Origin of the sequence: Microvirga sp. Mcv34 (assembly GCF_024519725.1) — a bacterium.
Classification (GTDB): domain Bacteria; phylum Pseudomonadota; class Alphaproteobacteria; order Rhizobiales; family Beijerinckiaceae; genus Microvirga.
Genome location: NZ_JALJRK010000010.1, coordinates 65,724 through 82,094, shown reverse-complemented (window position 1 = coordinate 82,094; position 16,371 = coordinate 65,724). Strand labels below are relative to the sequence as shown.

15 protein-coding genes and 1 tRNA gene are annotated in these 16,371 nt (G+C 65.1%); 9 read left to right on the top strand and 7 right to left on the bottom strand.

Translation table 11 applies throughout. The features are described from left to right. Positions 1–10 precede the first annotated feature (10 nt). Both OC446_RS08430 and moaA read right to left on the bottom strand, forming a co-directional pair. Complete coding sequence (locus OC446_RS08430; RefSeq protein ID WP_262028594.1) at positions 11–817, bottom strand: transporter substrate-binding domain-containing protein; 807 nt, start codon at positions 815–817, stop codon at positions 11–13. Positions 818–826: 9 nt separating this feature from the next. After that, positions 827–1,864, bottom strand: coding sequence for a GTP 3',8-cyclase MoaA (moaA, locus tag OC446_RS08425; protein ID WP_262028593.1), 1,038 nt, complete (start codon positions 1,862–1,864; stop codon positions 827–829). A gap of 94 nt (positions 1,865–1,958) precedes the next feature. Here moaA and OC446_RS08420 point away from each other — a divergent pair, with 94 nt between their 5' ends. After that, positions 1,959–2,327, top strand: coding sequence for a DUF971 domain-containing protein (locus OC446_RS08420; protein ID WP_262028592.1), 369 nt, complete (start codon positions 1,959–1,961; stop codon positions 2,325–2,327). Positions 2,328–2,394: 67 nt separating this feature from the next. Here the strand turns inward: OC446_RS08420 and OC446_RS08415 are convergent, their stop codons facing one another. Then, on the bottom strand, positions 2,395–2,979 hold the full coding sequence (locus tag OC446_RS08415) for a L,D-transpeptidase (protein ID WP_262028591.1): 585 nt from the start codon (positions 2,977–2,979) through the stop codon (positions 2,395–2,397). Between the two features lie 247 nt (positions 2,980–3,226). Here OC446_RS08415 and OC446_RS08410 point away from each other — a divergent pair. Next, positions 3,227–3,301, top strand: a tRNA-Val gene (locus tag OC446_RS08410). A 67-nt stretch (positions 3,302–3,368) separates the two neighbouring features. On the opposite strand, the gene OC446_RS08405 is transcribed toward OC446_RS08410, so the two are convergent. Further along, a complete protein-coding gene (locus tag OC446_RS08405) occupies positions 3,369–4,070 on the bottom strand; it encodes an HAD family hydrolase (RefSeq protein WP_262028590.1) in 702 nt (233 codons plus the stop codon). 91 nt (positions 4,071–4,161) lie between these two features. Here OC446_RS08405 and OC446_RS08400 point away from each other — a divergent pair, with 91 nt between their 5' ends. From OC446_RS08400 to OC446_RS08390, 3 genes are all read left to right on the top strand, one after another. Further along, on the top strand, positions 4,162–4,617 hold the full coding sequence (locus OC446_RS08400) for a hypothetical protein (protein WP_262028589.1): 456 nt from the start codon (positions 4,162–4,164) through the stop codon (positions 4,615–4,617). Between the two features lie 127 nt (positions 4,618–4,744). Further along, positions 4,745–5,440: a ribose-5-phosphate isomerase RpiA gene (gene rpiA, locus OC446_RS08395; protein ID WP_262028588.1), complete on the top strand. Its 696-nt coding sequence runs from the start codon at positions 4,745–4,747 to the stop codon at positions 5,438–5,440. 31 nt (positions 5,441–5,471) lie between these two features. Then, the gene (locus OC446_RS08390; protein WP_262028587.1) at positions 5,472–5,978 is read left to right on the top strand and encodes a DUF2059 domain-containing protein; all 507 of its coding nucleotides are present in this window, start codon (positions 5,472–5,474) and stop codon (positions 5,976–5,978) included. Between the two features lie 134 nt (positions 5,979–6,112). On the opposite strand, the gene OC446_RS08385 is transcribed toward OC446_RS08390, so the two are convergent. The 3 genes from OC446_RS08385 to OC446_RS08375 form a co-directional block, all read right to left on the bottom strand. Further along, positions 6,113–7,612, bottom strand: coding sequence for a tripartite tricarboxylate transporter permease (locus tag OC446_RS08385; RefSeq protein WP_262028586.1), 1,500 nt, complete (start codon positions 7,610–7,612; stop codon positions 6,113–6,115). A 10-nt stretch (positions 7,613–7,622) separates the two neighbouring features. After that, a complete protein-coding gene (locus OC446_RS08380; RefSeq protein ID WP_262028585.1) occupies positions 7,623–8,096 on the bottom strand; it encodes a tripartite tricarboxylate transporter TctB family protein in 474 nt (157 codons plus the stop codon). A 68-nt stretch (positions 8,097–8,164) separates the two neighbouring features. Continuing rightward, entirely contained in the window at positions 8,165–9,136 is a 972-nt protein-coding gene (locus tag OC446_RS08375) for a Bug family tripartite tricarboxylate transporter substrate binding protein (RefSeq protein WP_262028584.1), read from the bottom strand. 231 nt (positions 9,137–9,367) lie between these two features. On the opposite strand from OC446_RS08375, the gene gor reads away from it, so the two are divergent. The 4 genes from gor (at position 9,368) to gltX (ending at position 16,200) form a co-directional block, all read left to right on the top strand. Further along, on the top strand, positions 9,368–10,753 hold the full coding sequence (gene gor, locus OC446_RS08370; RefSeq protein WP_262028583.1) for a glutathione-disulfide reductase: 1,386 nt from the start codon (positions 9,368–9,370) through the stop codon (positions 10,751–10,753). Between the two features lie 381 nt (positions 10,754–11,134). Beyond that, entirely contained in the window at positions 11,135–12,520 is a 1,386-nt protein-coding gene (locus OC446_RS08365; protein ID WP_262028582.1) for a class II 3-deoxy-7-phosphoheptulonate synthase, read from the top strand. A 386-nt stretch (positions 12,521–12,906) separates the two neighbouring features. Then, entirely contained in the window at positions 12,907–14,643 is a 1,737-nt protein-coding gene (locus OC446_RS08360) for an NAD+ synthase (RefSeq protein WP_262028581.1), read from the top strand. A gap of 216 nt (positions 14,644–14,859) precedes the next feature. Further along, positions 14,860–16,200, top strand: coding sequence for a glutamate--tRNA ligase (gltX, locus tag OC446_RS08355; protein WP_262028580.1), 1,341 nt, complete (start codon positions 14,860–14,862; stop codon positions 16,198–16,200). Positions 16,201–16,371 lie beyond the last annotated feature (171 nt).

The following is a 16,371-nucleotide window of genomic DNA, read 5'->3' as shown; positions in this document are numbered from 1 at the left end:
TCGATCGCCTCTATTTGACGTCGAAGGGGAAATACTCGGTGCGGATCCGGTCATAGGTCCCGTCCGCCTTCACCTGCGCGATGGCGCGATTGAACTGCTGGCGTAGGCTCTCGTCCTCCTTGCGCAGGCCGATACCATAGGATTCGCGCTTGTAGGCGGGCTCGGCGGGTGCTTCGCCGAGGATCTGGCAGCAGGCGCCTTCGCGGCTCTTCAGGAATTTCGAAAGAAGCAGCTCGTCGGCGAAGACCGCATCGATACGGCCCACGAGAAGATCGAGATTGGCTTCTTCCGCCTTGGCGAAGAGGACGATCTGGGAATCCTTGTAGAACGTCTTGAGATAGGTTTCGTGATCGGTGCGCTCGATGGTGCCGATCTTCTTGCCGGCCATCGCCGCCGGAGTGACCGGGCCGGGAGCGGTTTCCTTGGATCCGATGAAGACCGCCGGGATGCGGTAGTAGGGATCCGAAAAGGCGATCCGCTTCTGGCGACGTTCCGTGATTTCCAGGGACGACATGATCGCGTCGTATTCGCGATTCAGGAGTCCCTTGATGATGCCGTCCCATTCATGCTGGACGAGTTCGCAGGTGACATTCATCGTATCGCAGAGGCTTTTGAGGAGCTCGACCTCGAAACCCTGCAGCTCGTTGTTGGCATCGATGAAGTTGAACGGCGGGTAGGCGCCCTCGATGGCGATGCGGATCGTCGGTGTCGGTGCTGGCGCCGCATCCTGCGCGAAGGCCGGGGCCGTTCCCAGGCCGATCGCGAGGGATGCCAGGAAGGCCAGCTTGCGGATCGAGATGAGGACATTCGCATTCATTGCCGGAGCCTACCCGCCTGTGACGCTCATGTGCCGGCTCACCGCTGGACGGGCATGACGCCGGTCGATGATGAAGTCGTGCCCCTTCGGCTTGCGGGCGATGGCATCGACGATGGCGCGCTCGAGCAGCTCGTCGGACGTGGAGGCGCGCACCGGGCCGCGCAGGTCGGCGGCATCCTCCTGGCCGAGGCACATGAAGAGCTGGCCCGTGCAGGTCAGCCGCACCCGGTTGCAGCTCTCGCAGAAATTATGGGTCATCGGCGTGATGAAGCCGAGCCGCCCGCCGGTCTCCTTCACCCGGACGTAGCGGGCCGGCCCTCCGGTGCGGTCGGCGAGATCTTCCATCGTGTAGCGCTCGGACAGGCGCGCGCGGACGAGCGACAGCGGCAGGAACTGATCGATGCGCTGCCCTTCGATCTCGCCCAGCGGCATCACCTCGATCAGGGTCAGATCCATGCCGCGGCCGTGCGCCCATTCGAGCAGGTGCACGATCTCGTCCTCGTTCACGCCTTTCAGGGCGACCGCATTGATCTTGACCTTGAGGCCCGCGTTCTGCGCCGCATCCAGCCCTTGCAGCACCTTGGTCAGGTCGCCCCAGCGGGTGATGCTCCGGAACTTGTCGGCATCGAGCGTGTCGATCGACACGTTGATCCGCTTCACCCCGCAGGCGGCGAGGTCCTTGGCATGGCGGGCGAGCTGCGAGCCGTTGGTGGTGACGGTGAGCTCGTCCAGCGCGCCGGAATCGAGATGGCGCGACAGGGAACCGAACAGGGTCATGATGTCCCGCCGCACCAGGGGCTCGCCGCCGGTGATGCGCAGCTTGCGCACTCCCCTGTCGACGAAGGCCGTGCAGATGCGGTCGAGCTCTTCCAGGGTCAGCAGGTCGCGCTTGGGCAGGAAGGCCATGTCCTCGGACATGCAATAGACGCAGCGGAAATCGCAGCGGTCCGTCACCGACACGCGGAGATACGTGATCGCCCGGCCGAACGGGTCCAGGAGGGACCGGTCGGTATCGGCATTCTCGAGATGGGCCGGAAAGGCTCCCATGGCGGAGACGTCCTTGTTGGCTTGAACGCTTGCCTTCGATGTTATGATCAAGCAGTTAGCGTGAAATTACGTTCCGGGGAAGGGGTTGAGGCCTATGACATCTGAACGCTGGCCGACGGAGATCCGCCTCGCCAAGGACAAGCGCAGTCTCCGCATCGTCTTCGACGACGGGGCGGCCTTCGACCTGCCGGCCGAGTACCTGCGGGTCACGAGCCCCTCCGCCGAGGTCCAGGGCCACAGCCCCGCGGAGCGAAAGACGGTGCCGGGCAAACGGGAGGTGCAGATCATCGGCGTGGAGCCGATCGGCAACTACGCCGTCAAGCTCGTCTTCGACGACATGCACGATACCGGGATCTACGGCTGGGATTATCTCTATCGGCTCGGAGCCGAGCAGGGGGCAAAGTGGCAGGCCTATCTCGATGAGCTGGCCGCGAAGGGCCTGTCGCGGGATAGAGCGCGCTGAGGGGAGAGCCGCTTCCAAACAGAAATGGCCGGGACGAACCCGGCCATGGCCTGTAAAGTCTCGTCCTTTAGCGCAGGACCACGACCCTCGCGCCGACCTTGGCGCGGTTGTAGAGGTCGGTGACGTCCTCGTTGGTCATCCGGATGCAGCCCGAGGACACGGCCTCGCCGATGGTCTCCGGCTCGTTCGAGCCGTGAATGCGGTAGATCGTGCTGCCGATGTAGAGGGCGCGGGCGCCGAGCGGGTTGTCCGGTCCGCCCTTCATGTAGCGGGGTAGGTCGGGACGGCGCTTGAGCATGGACGCCGGCGGGCGCCAATCCGGCCATTCGCGTTTCATGGTGACGGAATGGGCGCCCGACCAGGTGAAGCCCGGGCGTCCGACGCCGACGCCGTACTGGATGGCCTGGCCGTTGCCGAGCACGAACCAGAGGCGGCGTTCGCTGGTCGACACCACGATGGTGCCGGGCGCATAACGGCCGTCGAAGGTCACGACTTCCCGCGCGACCGAGGCGGCCTGGGCCTTCAGGGCGTCTTCAGCGCTGTAGAGCGGCTGGCGGGTCAGAGGATCGATTGCCGTAAATGCCGCAGCCGGCGTCGCAAGGGCGACGAAAGCGCAGGTGAGCCCGGTCAGGGCAGCGCGAGTGCGTCCCATTTTTGCCTCAGAGAAAACATGGTTGGTGGCGGGTACTGTCATTGCTCAACGCAACAGCCCCACTTCGGATCCATGTCTTATCAAGGTTCTGCTATAAAATTCTAGTGCGGAATGGCCTTATTTCCACCACATCGTGAGCAAGCTGTTAAAGCCACGCTGCCGCAATTCACCACGCAAAATACTTGGACCCGGATATGCTTCTTTGGCTTGACGCCGGGGGCTGAGCGCCTTTAGAAGGCGCTGGTCAGGGCGCGTAGCTCAGCGGGAGAGCATTCGCTTCACACGCGAAGGGTCACAGGTTCAATCCCTGTCGCGCCCACCATTCCTTCCTGATATCGAAGCTTCACTTCTCCATGCGTGGTCGCCGCGCAGGATCGATGTCGGCCGCGTCAGGCCGCCAGCGGCCTCATGAGGGTCTGCACGGCGGCGAAAAGGTCGTCGAAGTGGTCGATGATGAGATCGGGTCCCAGCTCGCGAACCGGCACATCGGTATAGCCGAACGGTACGGCAATCGCGGGGATGCCTGCATTCTTCGCCGTCACGATATCCGTCCGTGAATCGCCGATCATGACCGCCCGGGCCGGGCTCCCGCCGGCGCGTTCGATGGTCAGGGTGAGGTGGCGCGGATCGGGCTTGAAGTAGGGGAACGTGTCCCGGCCGCAATTGGCCGCGAAACGCCGGCCGACGCCGAGCTCGTCCAGGAGCTTGACCGAGTGCTCCTCGACCTTGTTCGTGCAGACCGCCAGGATGAATCCCGCCTTTTCCAGCCGGTCAAGCGCCGAGGCGACGCCCGGGTAGAGCTGCGTGCGGACGCAGATGTTCTCTCCGTAATGGACCATGAACTGGCGGAACAGCTCGTCGAGATGAGCGGGCGCCAGCTCCTTGCCGGCGGCCTCGAACCCACGTTCGATCAGGGCCCGGGCCCCGGCGCCGATCATGTCCCGCGCCTCGGCGACCGGGAGGGGAGCCAGACCTTCGCGGTCGAGAATCACATTGAGGGTTCCGACGAGATCGACGGCCGTGTCCGCCAGGGTTCCATCGAGGTCGAAGACGGCGATGGGCGAGACGATGTGCGGGGTATCAATGGCCATGAAGGTCGGCTACCTGCTGTGGGCAAGGGAATCAATCACCGGGATGATATGGTGCCTATGGTTGATTCGTTCTTACCGGATGGAGTGGTGAATGCGGCCCCTTGGTTCCGCGGCGTTGATATCGGCAGTCCTGGCGCTGGGAGGCTTCTTCGGCCCCGCCCTGGCGGCGTCCTATGATTTCGTCCCTGCGCCTCAGACCGACCTGAACAGGATTTATAGGATCGATCGGATCACCGGCGAGGTGAGCTCCTGCCAATACGGTTTACAGGAAGGCACGGTCGGGGTCACCCTCTGCTACAGCGCGGGCGAGGGCGCGGGAGCTCAGGCTCCCGGGGAATACGGTCTCGTCGCCTCCCGCCACGAGCGGGAAGGGGGCGTGTTCCGGGTCAATTACCGGACGGGCCAGATGAGCATCTGCTACGTTTTCGACGAGCGCGTGGTCTGCACCCCGCAGACGACCCCATCGCCCGCCGTTTCGTCGGCCGCGCCGACGGCCGCCACCCCGAGCGGCGGCTCCGGGACGGGAGCCTCGCCGCAGCGTCCCTGACCGGGCCCGGGCGAGCTTCCGCTGCCGACCATGGGTGAAACGTTCTTTCTTTTAGCCGCTCCGACATGCTAGAGGCGAGCAAAACAGCCTTCGCAAGCCGGAGCGGACGCATTCTCAGAGGATTTCAGTGAGCGACAATCTCAAGCGCGCTGCGGCCGAGAAGGCTGCCGAACTGGTCACGGACGGCATGAGGCTGGGCCTGGGCACCGGCTCGACCGCGGCGCATTTCGTGGCGGCCATCGGCGAGCGGGTTCGGGCCGGGCTCAAGGTGGTGGGAGTTCCCACCTCCGAGGCGACCCGCGAGCAGGCGCAGCGCGAGGGCATTCCCCTGTCGACCCTCGACGAGACCCCGGACCTGGACCTGACGGTCGATGGGGCCGACGAGATCGACGACGACCTCCGCCTGATCAAGGGCGGCGGCGGCGCTCTCCTGCGTGAGAAGATCGTGGCCTCCGCGAGCCAGCGGATGATCGTCATCGCCGACGGGTCCAAGCTCGTCTCCAAGCTCGGCCGCTTTCCGCTTCCCATCGAGGTCGTGCCCTTCGGTCTCACGGCCACCGAGCGCGCCATCGTCAGGCTGCTGGACAGCCTGGGCATGAGCGGCGAACTGATCCTGCGGCACGCTCCCGACGGGGCCGCCTACGTCACAGATGGTGGCCATTTCATTCTCGATGCGCATCTCGGGCGCATCGATAAGCCGAACGTGCTCGCCTCGACGCTGAACAACATCCCTGGCGTCGTAGAGCACGGTCTCTTCCTGGGTCTGGCCACCGGAGCGATCCTCGCGACGGGCGACGGGCTCGTCGAACTCGGTCAGCTCTGACCAAAAAACCATGACGATTGGAGCTACTTCTATGATCCGCAACGCCTCCCGCTTGGCCGCGACCTCGGTCGCGTTGTTCATGCTCGCAAGTCCCGTTTTCGCCCAGCAGGCTCCGCAGCCCAGCGCCAGCCAGCTCGCGGCCGCCACCGACGTCGCCGTCAGCTCCGGCCTGACCGGCGCCTTCGATGCCATGACCGACCCGCTGCTCAATCAGCTCCAGCAGATGAACGTGACCCGCCCGGAGATCCGCCAGGATCTGGACCAGGTGGTGACTCTCATCCGTCCCGAGGTCGAGCAGAAGAAGAAGGAAATGATCGACGCCACGGCCAAGACCCTCGCATCGCGAATGAGCGAGGCCGAGCTGAAGGAGATCGCAGCCTTCTACAAGTCCCCGGTCGGCCAGAAGTGGGTGCAGCTGCAGCCTGGCATTCTCGACGCCATCGTCCGCGACATGGCGATCTGGACCCAGAAGACCTCGGAATTCATCATGACCCGTGCCCGTGAGGAAATGGGCAAGCGCGGTCATCAGCTGAACTGAGATCGATCGGATCGCAGACATGAAAAAGGCCCGGGAAACCGGGCCTTTCTTTTTGTCTGTCCTCTGAAGTCTTTGTTCTCCGGCATCTTTCCATCCAAGACCGGGAGCCGGCCCTGGATGCGATGCTTGGAGGATCAGTCCTCGACGGCCTTGAAGCGCCCCATGCCTTTGAGGACGAAGGGCAGGACCAGGGCGATGACGGCGATGCCGAGGAGCGTGGCCGAGATCGGGCTCTGCAGGAGCACCATCGGATCGCCCAGGCTGATCGAGAGCGCCCGGCGCAGCTGGCTCTCCGCGATCGGGCCGAGGATCAGGCCGACCACCACCGGGGCGATCGGGAAGTCGAACCGGCGCATCAGGAAGCCGAGCACGCCGAACACCGCCAGCATGATTAGCTCCACCGGCGAGGGATTGGCCGCGATGGTGCCCATGGTGGCGAAGACCAGAATGCCGGCATAGAGCCAGGGCTGTGGGATCGCGAGCAGCTTCACCCACAGGCCCACCAGCGGCAGGTTGAGCACCAGCAGCATGGTGTTGGCAATGAACAGGCTGGCGATCAGACCCCACACAAGGTTGGGCTGCTCGGCAAACAGCAGCGGACCGGGATTGAGGCCGTATTGCTGGAAGCCAGCCAGCATCATGGCGGCCGTCGCGGAGGTCGGAAGGCCGAGCGTCAGCAGCGGCACGAGCGTGCCGGCCGCGGAGGCGTTGTTGGCGGCCTCCGGTCCGGCCACGCCCTCGATGGCGCCCTTACCGAAATCCTCCGGGTACTTGGTGAGCTTCTTCTCGGTCGCGTAGGACAGGAAGGTCGGGATTTCGGCGCCGCCGGCCGGCAGGGCGCCGATGGGGAAGCCGTAGAGCGTACCGCGCAGCCAGGGCTTCCAGGAGCGCTTCCAGTCCTCCTTGGTCATCCAGAGCGAGCCGCGAACGGCCTCGAGTTTCTCCTCGTGGATATGGCGCCGGGAGGCGACGTAAAGCGCCTCGCCGACCGCGAAGAGACCGACCGCGAGGGTCGTGACCTCGATGTTGTCGTAGAGTTCCGGGATGCCGAAGCTCAGGCGCGACTGGCCGGACAGGATGTCGATGCCCACCAGCCCGAGCAGCAGGCCGATGAAGAGGCTGCTGAGGCCCCTGACCGGGGAATCGCCGAAGGTGGCCGAGACGGTCACGAAGGCCACGCACATGAGCGCGAAGTAATCCTCCGGCCCGAAGCTCACGGCGACTTCCACGAGGTACGGGGCGAGCAGCGTCAGGCCGAGGGTGGCGATGGTGCCGGCCACGAAGGAGCCGATGGCCGAGGTGGCGAGCGCCGGGCCGCCGCGGCCCGCCTTGGCCATCAGGTTGCCTTCGAGGGCGGTCGCCATGGAGGCGCTTTCGCCCGGCGTGTTGATCAGGATGGCGGTGGTCGAGCCGCCGTACATGCCGCCGTAATAGATGCCGGCGAACATGATGATGGAGCCGGCCGGATCGAGCTTGAAGGTGATCGGCAGGAGGAGCGCCACGGTGAGCGCCGGGCCGATGCCGGGCAGAACGCCGACGGCGGTGCCCAGAAGCACGCCGATGAGCGCGAACAGCAGGTTCATCGGCTGGATGGCGACGGAGAGGCCGCTGGCGAGGGAGGTGAAGGCTTCCATGATCAGGGCCTCAGAACAGGTGCTCGAGCGGACCTGCCGGCAGGGACAGGGTCAGGAGCTTGCCGAAGAGCAGGTAGATGAAGACCGCGATCACGGCGCCGATCAGCAGATCGGTCAGGAACGCCCGGCGTCCGAAGGCGGCCGATGTGGTGGCGAACAGGATGGCCGTGCCGATCATGAAGCCGCCGCCGACAGCGACGAGGGCGATGAGGCAGGCGAGGCCGCCGAGAATGAGGATGATCGGCTTCCAGTCGAGGCTGTCGCGGGGCGGAAGATCGCCGCGCAGGGCGCCGATGCCGTTGCCGATGGCGAGAAGCGTCAGGCCGACGGAGACGACGATGGGCATGACCTTAGGGCCGAGATCGTATGGGGAGAGGATCTGGAGCTTGGTCATGTCCCACCAGACGAGACCGGCCAGGCCGATGAGAATGAGCGCGATGACGAGGCCTGCCACGTCGATGCGCCGCTTGGGTGATGTGGTCATGGATTGTCCCAAAAAAGAAGCGCCGCGCTCCGAGAACGCGGCGCTTCCAACGGCCTTTATCTTGAAAATTAAGACTTCACCAGTCCCACGGCCGTGAGCACGTCCTTGGTGCGGCCCTGCTCGTCGGCCAGGTTCTTGGCGAAAGCATCACCGGACATGTAGGAATCCTCCCAGCCCTTCGCCTTCAGGATTTCCTGCCACTCCTTGGACTTGGCCATCTTGTCCATGGCGTCCATCAGGGCCTTCTTCTGGTCGGCGGAGATGCCGGGAGGCGCCACGACGGCGCGCCAGTTGGCGATCTCGAGGTCGAGGCCCTGGGCCTTGATCGACGGCAGGTCGGCGGTGGCCTTGTCGGCCGGCGACGTCAGGCCGAGGAGGCGCAGCTTGCCGGCCTTCACCTGGCTTTCGAACTCGCCGTAGCCGGAGATGCCGGCCGTCACCTTGCCGCCGAGGATGGCCGCGAGGGCCTCGCCGCCGCCGGAGAAGGGAATGTAGTTGATCTTGGTCGGATCAGCGCCGGCCGCCTTGGCGAAGAGCGCCGCAGCGATGTGGTCGACGCCGCCGGCCGAACCGCCAGCCCAGGTCACCTTGGCCGGATCTGCCTTGATGGCATCGGCAAGTTCCTTGACGGACTTGATCGGCGAGCTGGCCGGAACCACGATCGCCTCGTATTCCGAGGTCAGGCGGGCGATGGGCGTCGTCTGGTCGAGGGTGACCGGCGACTTGTTGGTGAGAAGAGCGCCGACCATCACGTAGCCCATGACCATGAGCTGGTTGCCGTCGCCCTTGGAGTTGTTCACGAGCTGCGCGATGCCGATGGAGCCGCCGGCGCCCGGCACGTTGGCGACCTGCACGCTCTTGGCGATGCCGGCCTGGGTCAGGGCCTGCTGCATGGAGCGGGCCGTCTGGTCCCAGCCGCCGCCGGGAGCCGCCGGAGCCATGATCTTGAGCTCCATCTGAGCTGCCGCCGATGTCACGAATCCTGCCACGGCCGCCGCAGCGAGAGCGCTGCGCCAAAGACCTTTACGAAAATGGCTCATAAGTTTCCTCCACTTGGGGCCGACTTCAGTCGGCGTAGCCGCGGCAGACCCTAATGAGGGAACAGGGGAGCGGCAAGCGGCTTGCTCCTTTATCGTTGTTGAACCTTAGCGTAAGAGCTTCTCGATTCAGGTGAGCAGCCATGCACCCGGAGCAGGGCCGGCGGGCGACGTCGCCGCAAACCGTCCTTATATGAATGAATCCAAGTTGCAGAAGTGAGCGGAGACCGCACCATGTCCTCATTCGACGTTGACCTGTTCGTAATCGGAGGAGGATCCGGCGGCGTGCGCGCGGCGCGGATCGCCGCGGGCTACGGGGCGAAGGTCATGCTGGCGGAGGAGTACCGGGTCGGCGGAACCTGCGTGATCCGCGGCTGCGTGCCCAAGAAGCTGATGGTCTATGCCAGCCGTTTCGCCGACGATTTCCACGACGCGGAGGGCTTCGGCTGGAGCGTCGGGGAGACCCGCTTCGACTGGGCTACCCTGATCCGCAACAAGGATCGGGAGATCGACCGGCTGGAAGGGATCTATCGCGCCAACCTGGAAAAGGCCGGCGTCGAGGTCGTGGACAGCCGCGCCGTGATCGAGGACGCCCATACGGTCCATCTGCTCAAGACCGGCGCACGCATCCGCGCCCGCTATATCCTGGTGGCCGTCGGGGCCCATCCGACCCTGGAGCCGGTCATTCCCGGCGGCGAGCTCGGCATCACGTCAAACGAGGTCTTCCACCTGGAAACCCTGCCGAAGCGCATCCTGGTGGTCGGCGGCGGCTACATCGCCGTCGAATTCGCCGGGGTCTTCGCAGGCCTCGGCAGTGACGTCACGCTCCTGCACCGGGGCGACAAGCTCCTGCGCGGCTTCGACGAGGACGTGCGCGACGCCCTCGGGGAAGCCTATGCCCAGCGCGGGATCAGGCTGGCCCTGGGCCGGACCCTCACGAGCCTGGAGAAGACGGCGGATGGGATCGCCGCGACCCTGTCCGACGGGTCGATCCTCACGGTCGACCAGGTCCTCGTCGCCACGGGCCGACGGCCGAACACGAAGGGGCTCGGACTGGAGAAGGCCGGGATCACCGTCGACGAGGTCGGGGCCATTCCCGTGGACGGCTATTCCCAGACCCTGGTTCCCTCGATCTACGCGGTGGGCGACGTGACCAACCGGGCGAACCTCACTCCCATCGCGATCCGGGAGGGCCATGCCTTCGCCGACACGGTGTTCGGCGACAGGCCCACCATCGTGGACCACGACCTGATCCCCACGGCGGTCTTCTCGACGCCGGAGATCGGCGTGATCGGCTGCGGCGAGGACGCGGCCCGGGCCATCTACGGCGATGTGGACGTCTACAAGACCGCCTTCCGGCCGATGAAGGCCACGCTCTCGGGCGGCAAGGACCGGGTCTTCATGAAGCTCATCGTCGACAAGGCGACCGACAAGGTCGTGGGCGTCCACATCATGGGCCACGACGCGGGCGAGATGATCCAGCTCGCCGGCATCGCCGTGACCATGGGGGCCACAAAGGCCGATTTCGATCGCACCGTGGCGGTTCACCCAACGGCCGCGGAGGAACTGGTCACCATGCGCACGCCGGTGGTGGTCAAGAAGCCGGTGGCGGTGGGCTAGGGTTCTTAGAATTCCAATGGCTTAAGTGTTTATGCCTCATATTATGTAGTAACGTCAGTTGAGCTGAGCGCATTCCGGAGCTGTTTTCGTGTTTGAGGTCATGCATATGGTTTGGGATGTGCTTGCCGAGCTATGGTGGGTACCGGCCGTTTATGCCGTACTCATGATCATGACAGGAAAGTGGAGTTTACGGGATCTTGCTAGAAGATTATGAGAGGTCGTTTGCAAAGCATAGATGGCGATATCGCTGCACTTGCAGGGATTCGAGACGCGTCACCTCTACCCACTCGCCTTTTTGAATATGTCGTGTATAGGTGCCTTTCCATGCCGCTTGTTGCGGTGCACGATGAGTATTGAAGGAAGGATACGGGGGTTAGTGTCATGACCGAGCGGTGGACGCCCGATAGCTGGAGAAACAAGCCAATCCAGCAGGTTCCGGCCTATCCGGACCTTGAGGCGCTTGAGAGCGTCGAGCAGCAGCTCGCCGGCTTTCCCCCGCTCGTCTTTGCGGGCGAGGCGCGCAAGCTGAAGCGGACCCTCGGCAAGGTCGCCAAGGGCGAGGCCTTCCTGCTCCAGGGCGGCGACTGCGCCGAGAGCTTCGCTGAGCATTCGGCCGACAACATCCGCGATTTCTTCCGCCTGTTCCTCCAGATGTCGGTGGTGCTGACCTATGCGGGCGGCTCGCCCGTGGTGAAGGTCGGCCGGGCCGCCGGCCAGTTCGCCAAGCCGCGCTCCGCTCCGACGGAGACCATCGACGGCGTGGAGCTGCCGAGCTACCGGGGCGACATCATCAGCGACATCGCGTTCACGCCGGAGGCCCGCACGCCGGATCCGCGCCGCCAGCTCATGGCCTACCGCCAGTCTGCCGCGACCCTGAACCTGATCCGCGCCTTCGCGACCGGCGGCTATGCCAATCTCGAGAACGCCCATCGCTGGATGCTCGGTTTCGTGAAGGATTCGCCGCAATCGTCCCGCTACAGCGAGCTTGCGGAGCGCATCACCGAGAGCCTGAATTTCATGCGGGCCATCGGGATCGATCCCGAAACCCACCCCGAGATGCGCTCGACGGATTTCTACACCAGCCACGAGGCCCTGCTGCTCGGCTACGAGGAGGCCATGACCCGCGTCGATTCCACGACCGGAGACTGGTACGCCACCTCCGGCCACATGCTCTGGATCGGCGACCGTACCCGTCAGCTCGACCATGCCCATGTGGAATACATGCGCGGCATCAAGAATCCGATCGGCCTCAAATGCGGTCCGTCGCTCTCGGCCGATGGGCTGCTCAAGCTCATCGACATGCTCAACCCTGAGGACGAGGCCGGTCGTCTCACGCTGATCTGCCGCTTCGGCGCCGACAAGGTGGCCGACCATCTGCCGGGCCTGATCCGCGCGGTGCAGCGGGAAGGGCGCACGGTCGTGTGGTCCTGCGATCCGATGCACGGCAACACCATCAAGGCGGCCTCGGGCTACAAGACCCGGCCGTTCGAGCGCGTCATGGGCGAGGTGCAGGACTTCTTCTCCATCCATCAGGCGGAAGGCACCCATGCGGGCGGCATCCACCTGGAGATGACGGGTAAGAACGTGACGGAATGCACGGGCGGCGCCCGCGCGCTGACCGATGCGGACCTGCGCGACCGCTACCACACCTATTGCGACCCGCGCCTCAACGCCGAGCAGGCGCTCGAAATCGCCTTCCTGACCTCGGAGCTCATCAAGCGGGAGCGCCAGTCAAGGGAACGACCGGCCGCCCTCGCGGCGGAATGAGCGACTGGGCAGATTAGATAAATAAAAGGGGCGCTCCGGGCGCCCCTTTTACTTTACACATACGCAACTCTACTCGTATTATGGGTTAGCTGAGCCAACCCATGAAGAAGAGAATGAGAATGATCGGCAGCGGAATGCCGATGAGCCAGAGAAGGCCGCCTTTAAACATGTCAGTCTCCCAGTGTTTCGTGTGGAAATAACGAACTGGACTGTTCCGGGTTCCCACAAAGCTTGATCTGTGCAGCCGTTGCTTAACCGGGGGGCCGGCCTCCAACGAGAGGCATGGAGAGACACGTCGCGGTGGCGCCGCCCGTGAGGGTTCATGAAGCATGGGAAAGCCCCACCCTTGCATTGCTGCTGACCCTGCCGCGCGCTAGATCCGTGGCATGACCGCTCAGAACACGCTCAAGATCGCGCTCGCGCAGCTCAACCCCATCGTCGGCGACGTGGCCGGCAACGAGGAGAAGGCGCGGGCGGCCCGTGCGGAGGCGGCCCGGCTCGGGGCCGATATCGTGATGTTCGCCGAGCAGTTCCTCGCGGGCTATCCCGCCGAGGACCTCGTGCTGAAGCCCGCTTTCCAGGATTCCTGCCGCGCCGCCCTCGAACGCCTCGCCCGCGAGACGGCGGATGGCGGTCCCGGAATGCTCATCGGCCTGCCGTGGCGTGAGGAGGGCGAGCTCTACAACGCCTACGCGCTCCTCGACGGAGGCTCGATCGCGGTGCGCTTCAAGGTCGATCTGCCCAATTACGGCGTCTTCGACGAGAAGCGCAATTTCGCCGCCGGCCCTCTGCCCGGGCCCGTGAACTTCCGCGGCATCCGCTTGGGTCTTCCGATCTGCGAGGACATCTGGACCGGCGATGTGGTGGAATGCCTCGCCGAGACGGGCGCCGAGATGCTCCTCGTGCCCAACGGCTCGCCGTATTGGCGCGGCAAGACCGAGGAGCGGTTCAACATCGCGGCCGCCCGCGTGACCGAGACCGGCCTTCCCCTGGTCTATCTCAATCAGGTCGGCGGCCAGGACGAGCTGGTCTTCGACGGCGCATCCTTCGCGCTCAATGCGGATTGCTCGCTCGCCTGCCAGCTGCCGGCCAACGAGGAACTCGTTGCGCTCACCACCTGGGAGAAAGGCGAGGAGGGCTGGGCCTGCCGCGAGGCGCCCTTGGTGACGGTGGAGGAGGGCGAGGAGGCCGATTATGCCGCCTGCGTCCTGGGTCTTCGCGATTACGTGGAGAAGAACGGCTTCCCGGGCGTGGTGCTGGGCCTGTCCGGCGGGCTCGATTCCGCCATCTGCGCCGCCATGGCGGTCGACGCGCTCGGGCCCGAGCGGGTGCATTGCGTCATGCTGCCCTACCGTTACACCTCGGGCGAGTCCCTGAGGGACGCGGAAGCCTGCGCGCAGAAGCTCGGCGTCCGCTACGACATCCTGCCGATATCTGCCCCGGTCGAAGGGTTCGAAACCGCCCTGGAGCCGATCTTCGCCGGCCGGGAGCGCGACATCACGGAAGAGAACCTCCAGAGCCGCGCCCGGGGCACCATCCTCATGGCGATCTCGAACAAGTTCGGCGCCATGGTGGTGACGACCGGCAACAAGTCGGAGATGTCGGTCGGCTATGCCACCATCTACGGCGACATGAACGGCGGCTTCAATCCGATCAAGGACCTCTACAAGATGGAGGTCTATCGCCTCGCGGCCCTGCGCAACCGCTGGAAGCCCAAAGGGGCGCTCGGGCCGGACGGGATCGTCATCCCCGAGAACATCCTCAGCAAGGCGCCCACGGCCGAACTGCGCGAGGGGCAGAAGGATCAGGATTCGCTCCCGCCCTACGAGGATCTCGACGAGATTCTGCGCAGCCTCGTGGAAGAGGAGCTGCGCGTCTCGGACATCGTCGCGAAGGGCTACGATCTCGACACCGTCAAGGAGGTCGAACGCCTGCTCTACATCGCCGAATACAAGCGCCGCCAAGCGGCGCCCGGCGTGAAGGTGACGCGCAGGAATTTCGGCCGCGACCGCCGCTATCCCATCGTGAACCGTTATCGCGACCAGGGGGTGGCGGCGCACCGGAAGGACGAAGCCCTTGAGCGCGCCACCGGCAAGCCGCGCCTGGGGTCGATGGACGTGTGAGGCTCACTCCACGTGATCACCGGCCTCGTGCCGGTGATCACGATCGGAAAGGTGCGGAGCTTCGCCGGATCGGGCTGGCCGGGACTAATCCCCGGATCAAGTCCGGGGACGGCCATGACATCGGAGGGGGCAATCCCCAGCGGCAGCAGCTGGGAACAGCACCGAAAACCCCGTCGCCTCTTGCGCGGCCGTGCTCCCTTCGCCATAGCATCTTGAATGTCCAAGCCCATCGTTCGCTTCGCCCCGTCACCGACCGGGCACATCCACATCGGCAACACCCGCGTGGCCCTGCTCAACGCGCTCTATGCGCGGCGCGAGGGCGGCACCTTCATCCTGCGCTTCGACGATACGGACGTGGCGCGGTCGAAGCAGGAATATGCGGATTCGATTCAAACCGATCTGAACTGGCTCGGCATTCCCCCCGACGTGATCGTTCGCCAGTCGGATAGGTTCGATCTCTATGACGCCGCGGCCGAGCAGCTGAAGGCGGCTGGGCGGCTTTATCCCTGCTACGAGACGCAGGAAGAGCTGGAATTCCGCCGCAAGCGCCAGCTCGCCCGCGGCCTGCCGCCGATCTACGACCGGGCGGCCCTCAAGCTCACGGACGAGGATCGCGCCAGGCTCGAGCAGGAGGGGCGCAAGCCTCACTGGCGCTTCCGCCTCGAGCCCACGAATGTCGCCTGGGAGGATCTCGTGCGCGGGACTTGCCACGTGGATTGCAGCTCGCTGTCCGATCCGGTTCTGGTGCGCGAGGACGGGACCTATCTCTACACGCTGCCCTCCGTGGTGGACGACATCGCGCTCAAGATCACCCATGTGATCCGCGGCGAGGATCACGTCACCAACACGGCCGTGCAGATCCAGATCTTCGAAGCCCTGGGCGCCGCTGTCCCCACCTTCGCCCATCACAGCCTGCTGATCACGGCGAGCGGGGAGGGCCTGTCCAAGCGTCTCGGCCATCTCTCGATCAAAGGCCTGCGCGATGCCGGTCTCGAGCCGCAGGCGGTGGCGTCGCTCGCCGTCCTCGTCGGGTCGTCGGAGGCCGTGCGGCCGGTGGCGGATCTCAACGAACTCGCCAGTCTGATCGACTTCTCACACATCTCCCGCGCGCCTGCGAAGTTCGACGAAAGCGAGCTGGAGCACCTCAATGCCCGCCTGATCCATGAGATGCCCTATGCGGCGGCCCGCGAGCGGCTGGCCGGGCTTGACGCGGATGCCGGTGAAGCGTTCTGGCTCGCCGTGCGCGGCAACCTGACGAAGGTTCGCGATGCCGCCGAGTGGGCCAGGGTCGTGCGCGGCCCGGTGACGCCCGTCATCGACGACAGGGCCTTCATCGACGCGGCCACGGCCGTTCTGCCAGCCACGCCCTGGGATGCGACGACGTGGAAGGCTTGGACGGAGGCCGTGAAGGCGAAGACCGGGGTCAAGGGCAAGGCCCTGTTCATGCCCCTGCGCCTCGCGCTCACCGGCCTAGACCACGGCCCGGAACTGGGCGCGCTGCTGCCGCTGATCGGGCCCGAGCGGGCCAAGGCACGGCTGTCGGGACAGGCGGCCTGAACGCTCCACGCCATGGTGGGGAGCGCGCCCACCATGTTGGTACCGAGACGACATCCTCCACGTCATCACCTCCCCGGATCAAGTCCGGGGAGGTGATGACGTCGCGGGGTGGTCGGCGCAGCGTTATGTTCTTACTTTGTTCTTGACAGGTGGTGTAACCTTAGCTATATC

Coding starts and splice junctions, on each gene's coding strand:
- OC446_RS08430 (WP_262028594.1), bottom strand. CDS start 817: ATGAATGCGAATGTCCTCATCTCGATCCGCAAGCTGGCCTTCCTGGCA.
- moaA (WP_262028593.1), bottom strand. CDS start 1,864: ATGGGAGCCTTTCCGGCCCATCTCGAGAATGCCGATACCGACCGGTCC.
- OC446_RS08420 (WP_262028592.1), top strand. CDS start 1,959: ATGACATCTGAACGCTGGCCGACGGAGATCCGCCTCGCCAAGGACAAG.
- OC446_RS08415 (WP_262028591.1), bottom strand. CDS start 2,979: ATGGGACGCACTCGCGCTGCCCTGACCGGGCTCACCTGCGCTTTCGTC.
- OC446_RS08405 (WP_262028590.1), bottom strand. CDS start 4,070: ATGGCCATTGATACCCCGCACATCGTCTCGCCCATCGCCGTCTTCGAC.
- OC446_RS08400 (WP_262028589.1), top strand. CDS start 4,162: ATGCGGCCCCTTGGTTCCGCGGCGTTGATATCGGCAGTCCTGGCGCTG.
- OC446_RS08390 (WP_262028587.1), top strand. CDS start 5,472: ATGATCCGCAACGCCTCCCGCTTGGCCGCGACCTCGGTCGCGTTGTTC.
- OC446_RS08385 (WP_262028586.1), bottom strand. CDS start 7,612: ATGGAAGCCTTCACCTCCCTCGCCAGCGGCCTCTCCGTCGCCATCCAG.
- OC446_RS08380 (WP_262028585.1), bottom strand. CDS start 8,096: ATGACCACATCACCCAAGCGGCGCATCGACGTGGCAGGCCTCGTCATC.
- OC446_RS08375 (WP_262028584.1), bottom strand. CDS start 9,136: ATGAGCCATTTTCGTAAAGGTCTTTGGCGCAGCGCTCTCGCTGCGGCG.
- gor (WP_262028583.1), top strand. CDS start 9,368: ATGTCCTCATTCGACGTTGACCTGTTCGTAATCGGAGGAGGATCCGGC.
- OC446_RS08365 (WP_262028582.1), top strand. CDS start 11,135: ATGACCGAGCGGTGGACGCCCGATAGCTGGAGAAACAAGCCAATCCAG.
- OC446_RS08360 (WP_262028581.1), top strand. CDS start 12,907: ATGACCGCTCAGAACACGCTCAAGATCGCGCTCGCGCAGCTCAACCCC.
- gltX (WP_262028580.1), top strand. CDS start 14,860: ATGTCCAAGCCCATCGTTCGCTTCGCCCCGTCACCGACCGGGCACATC.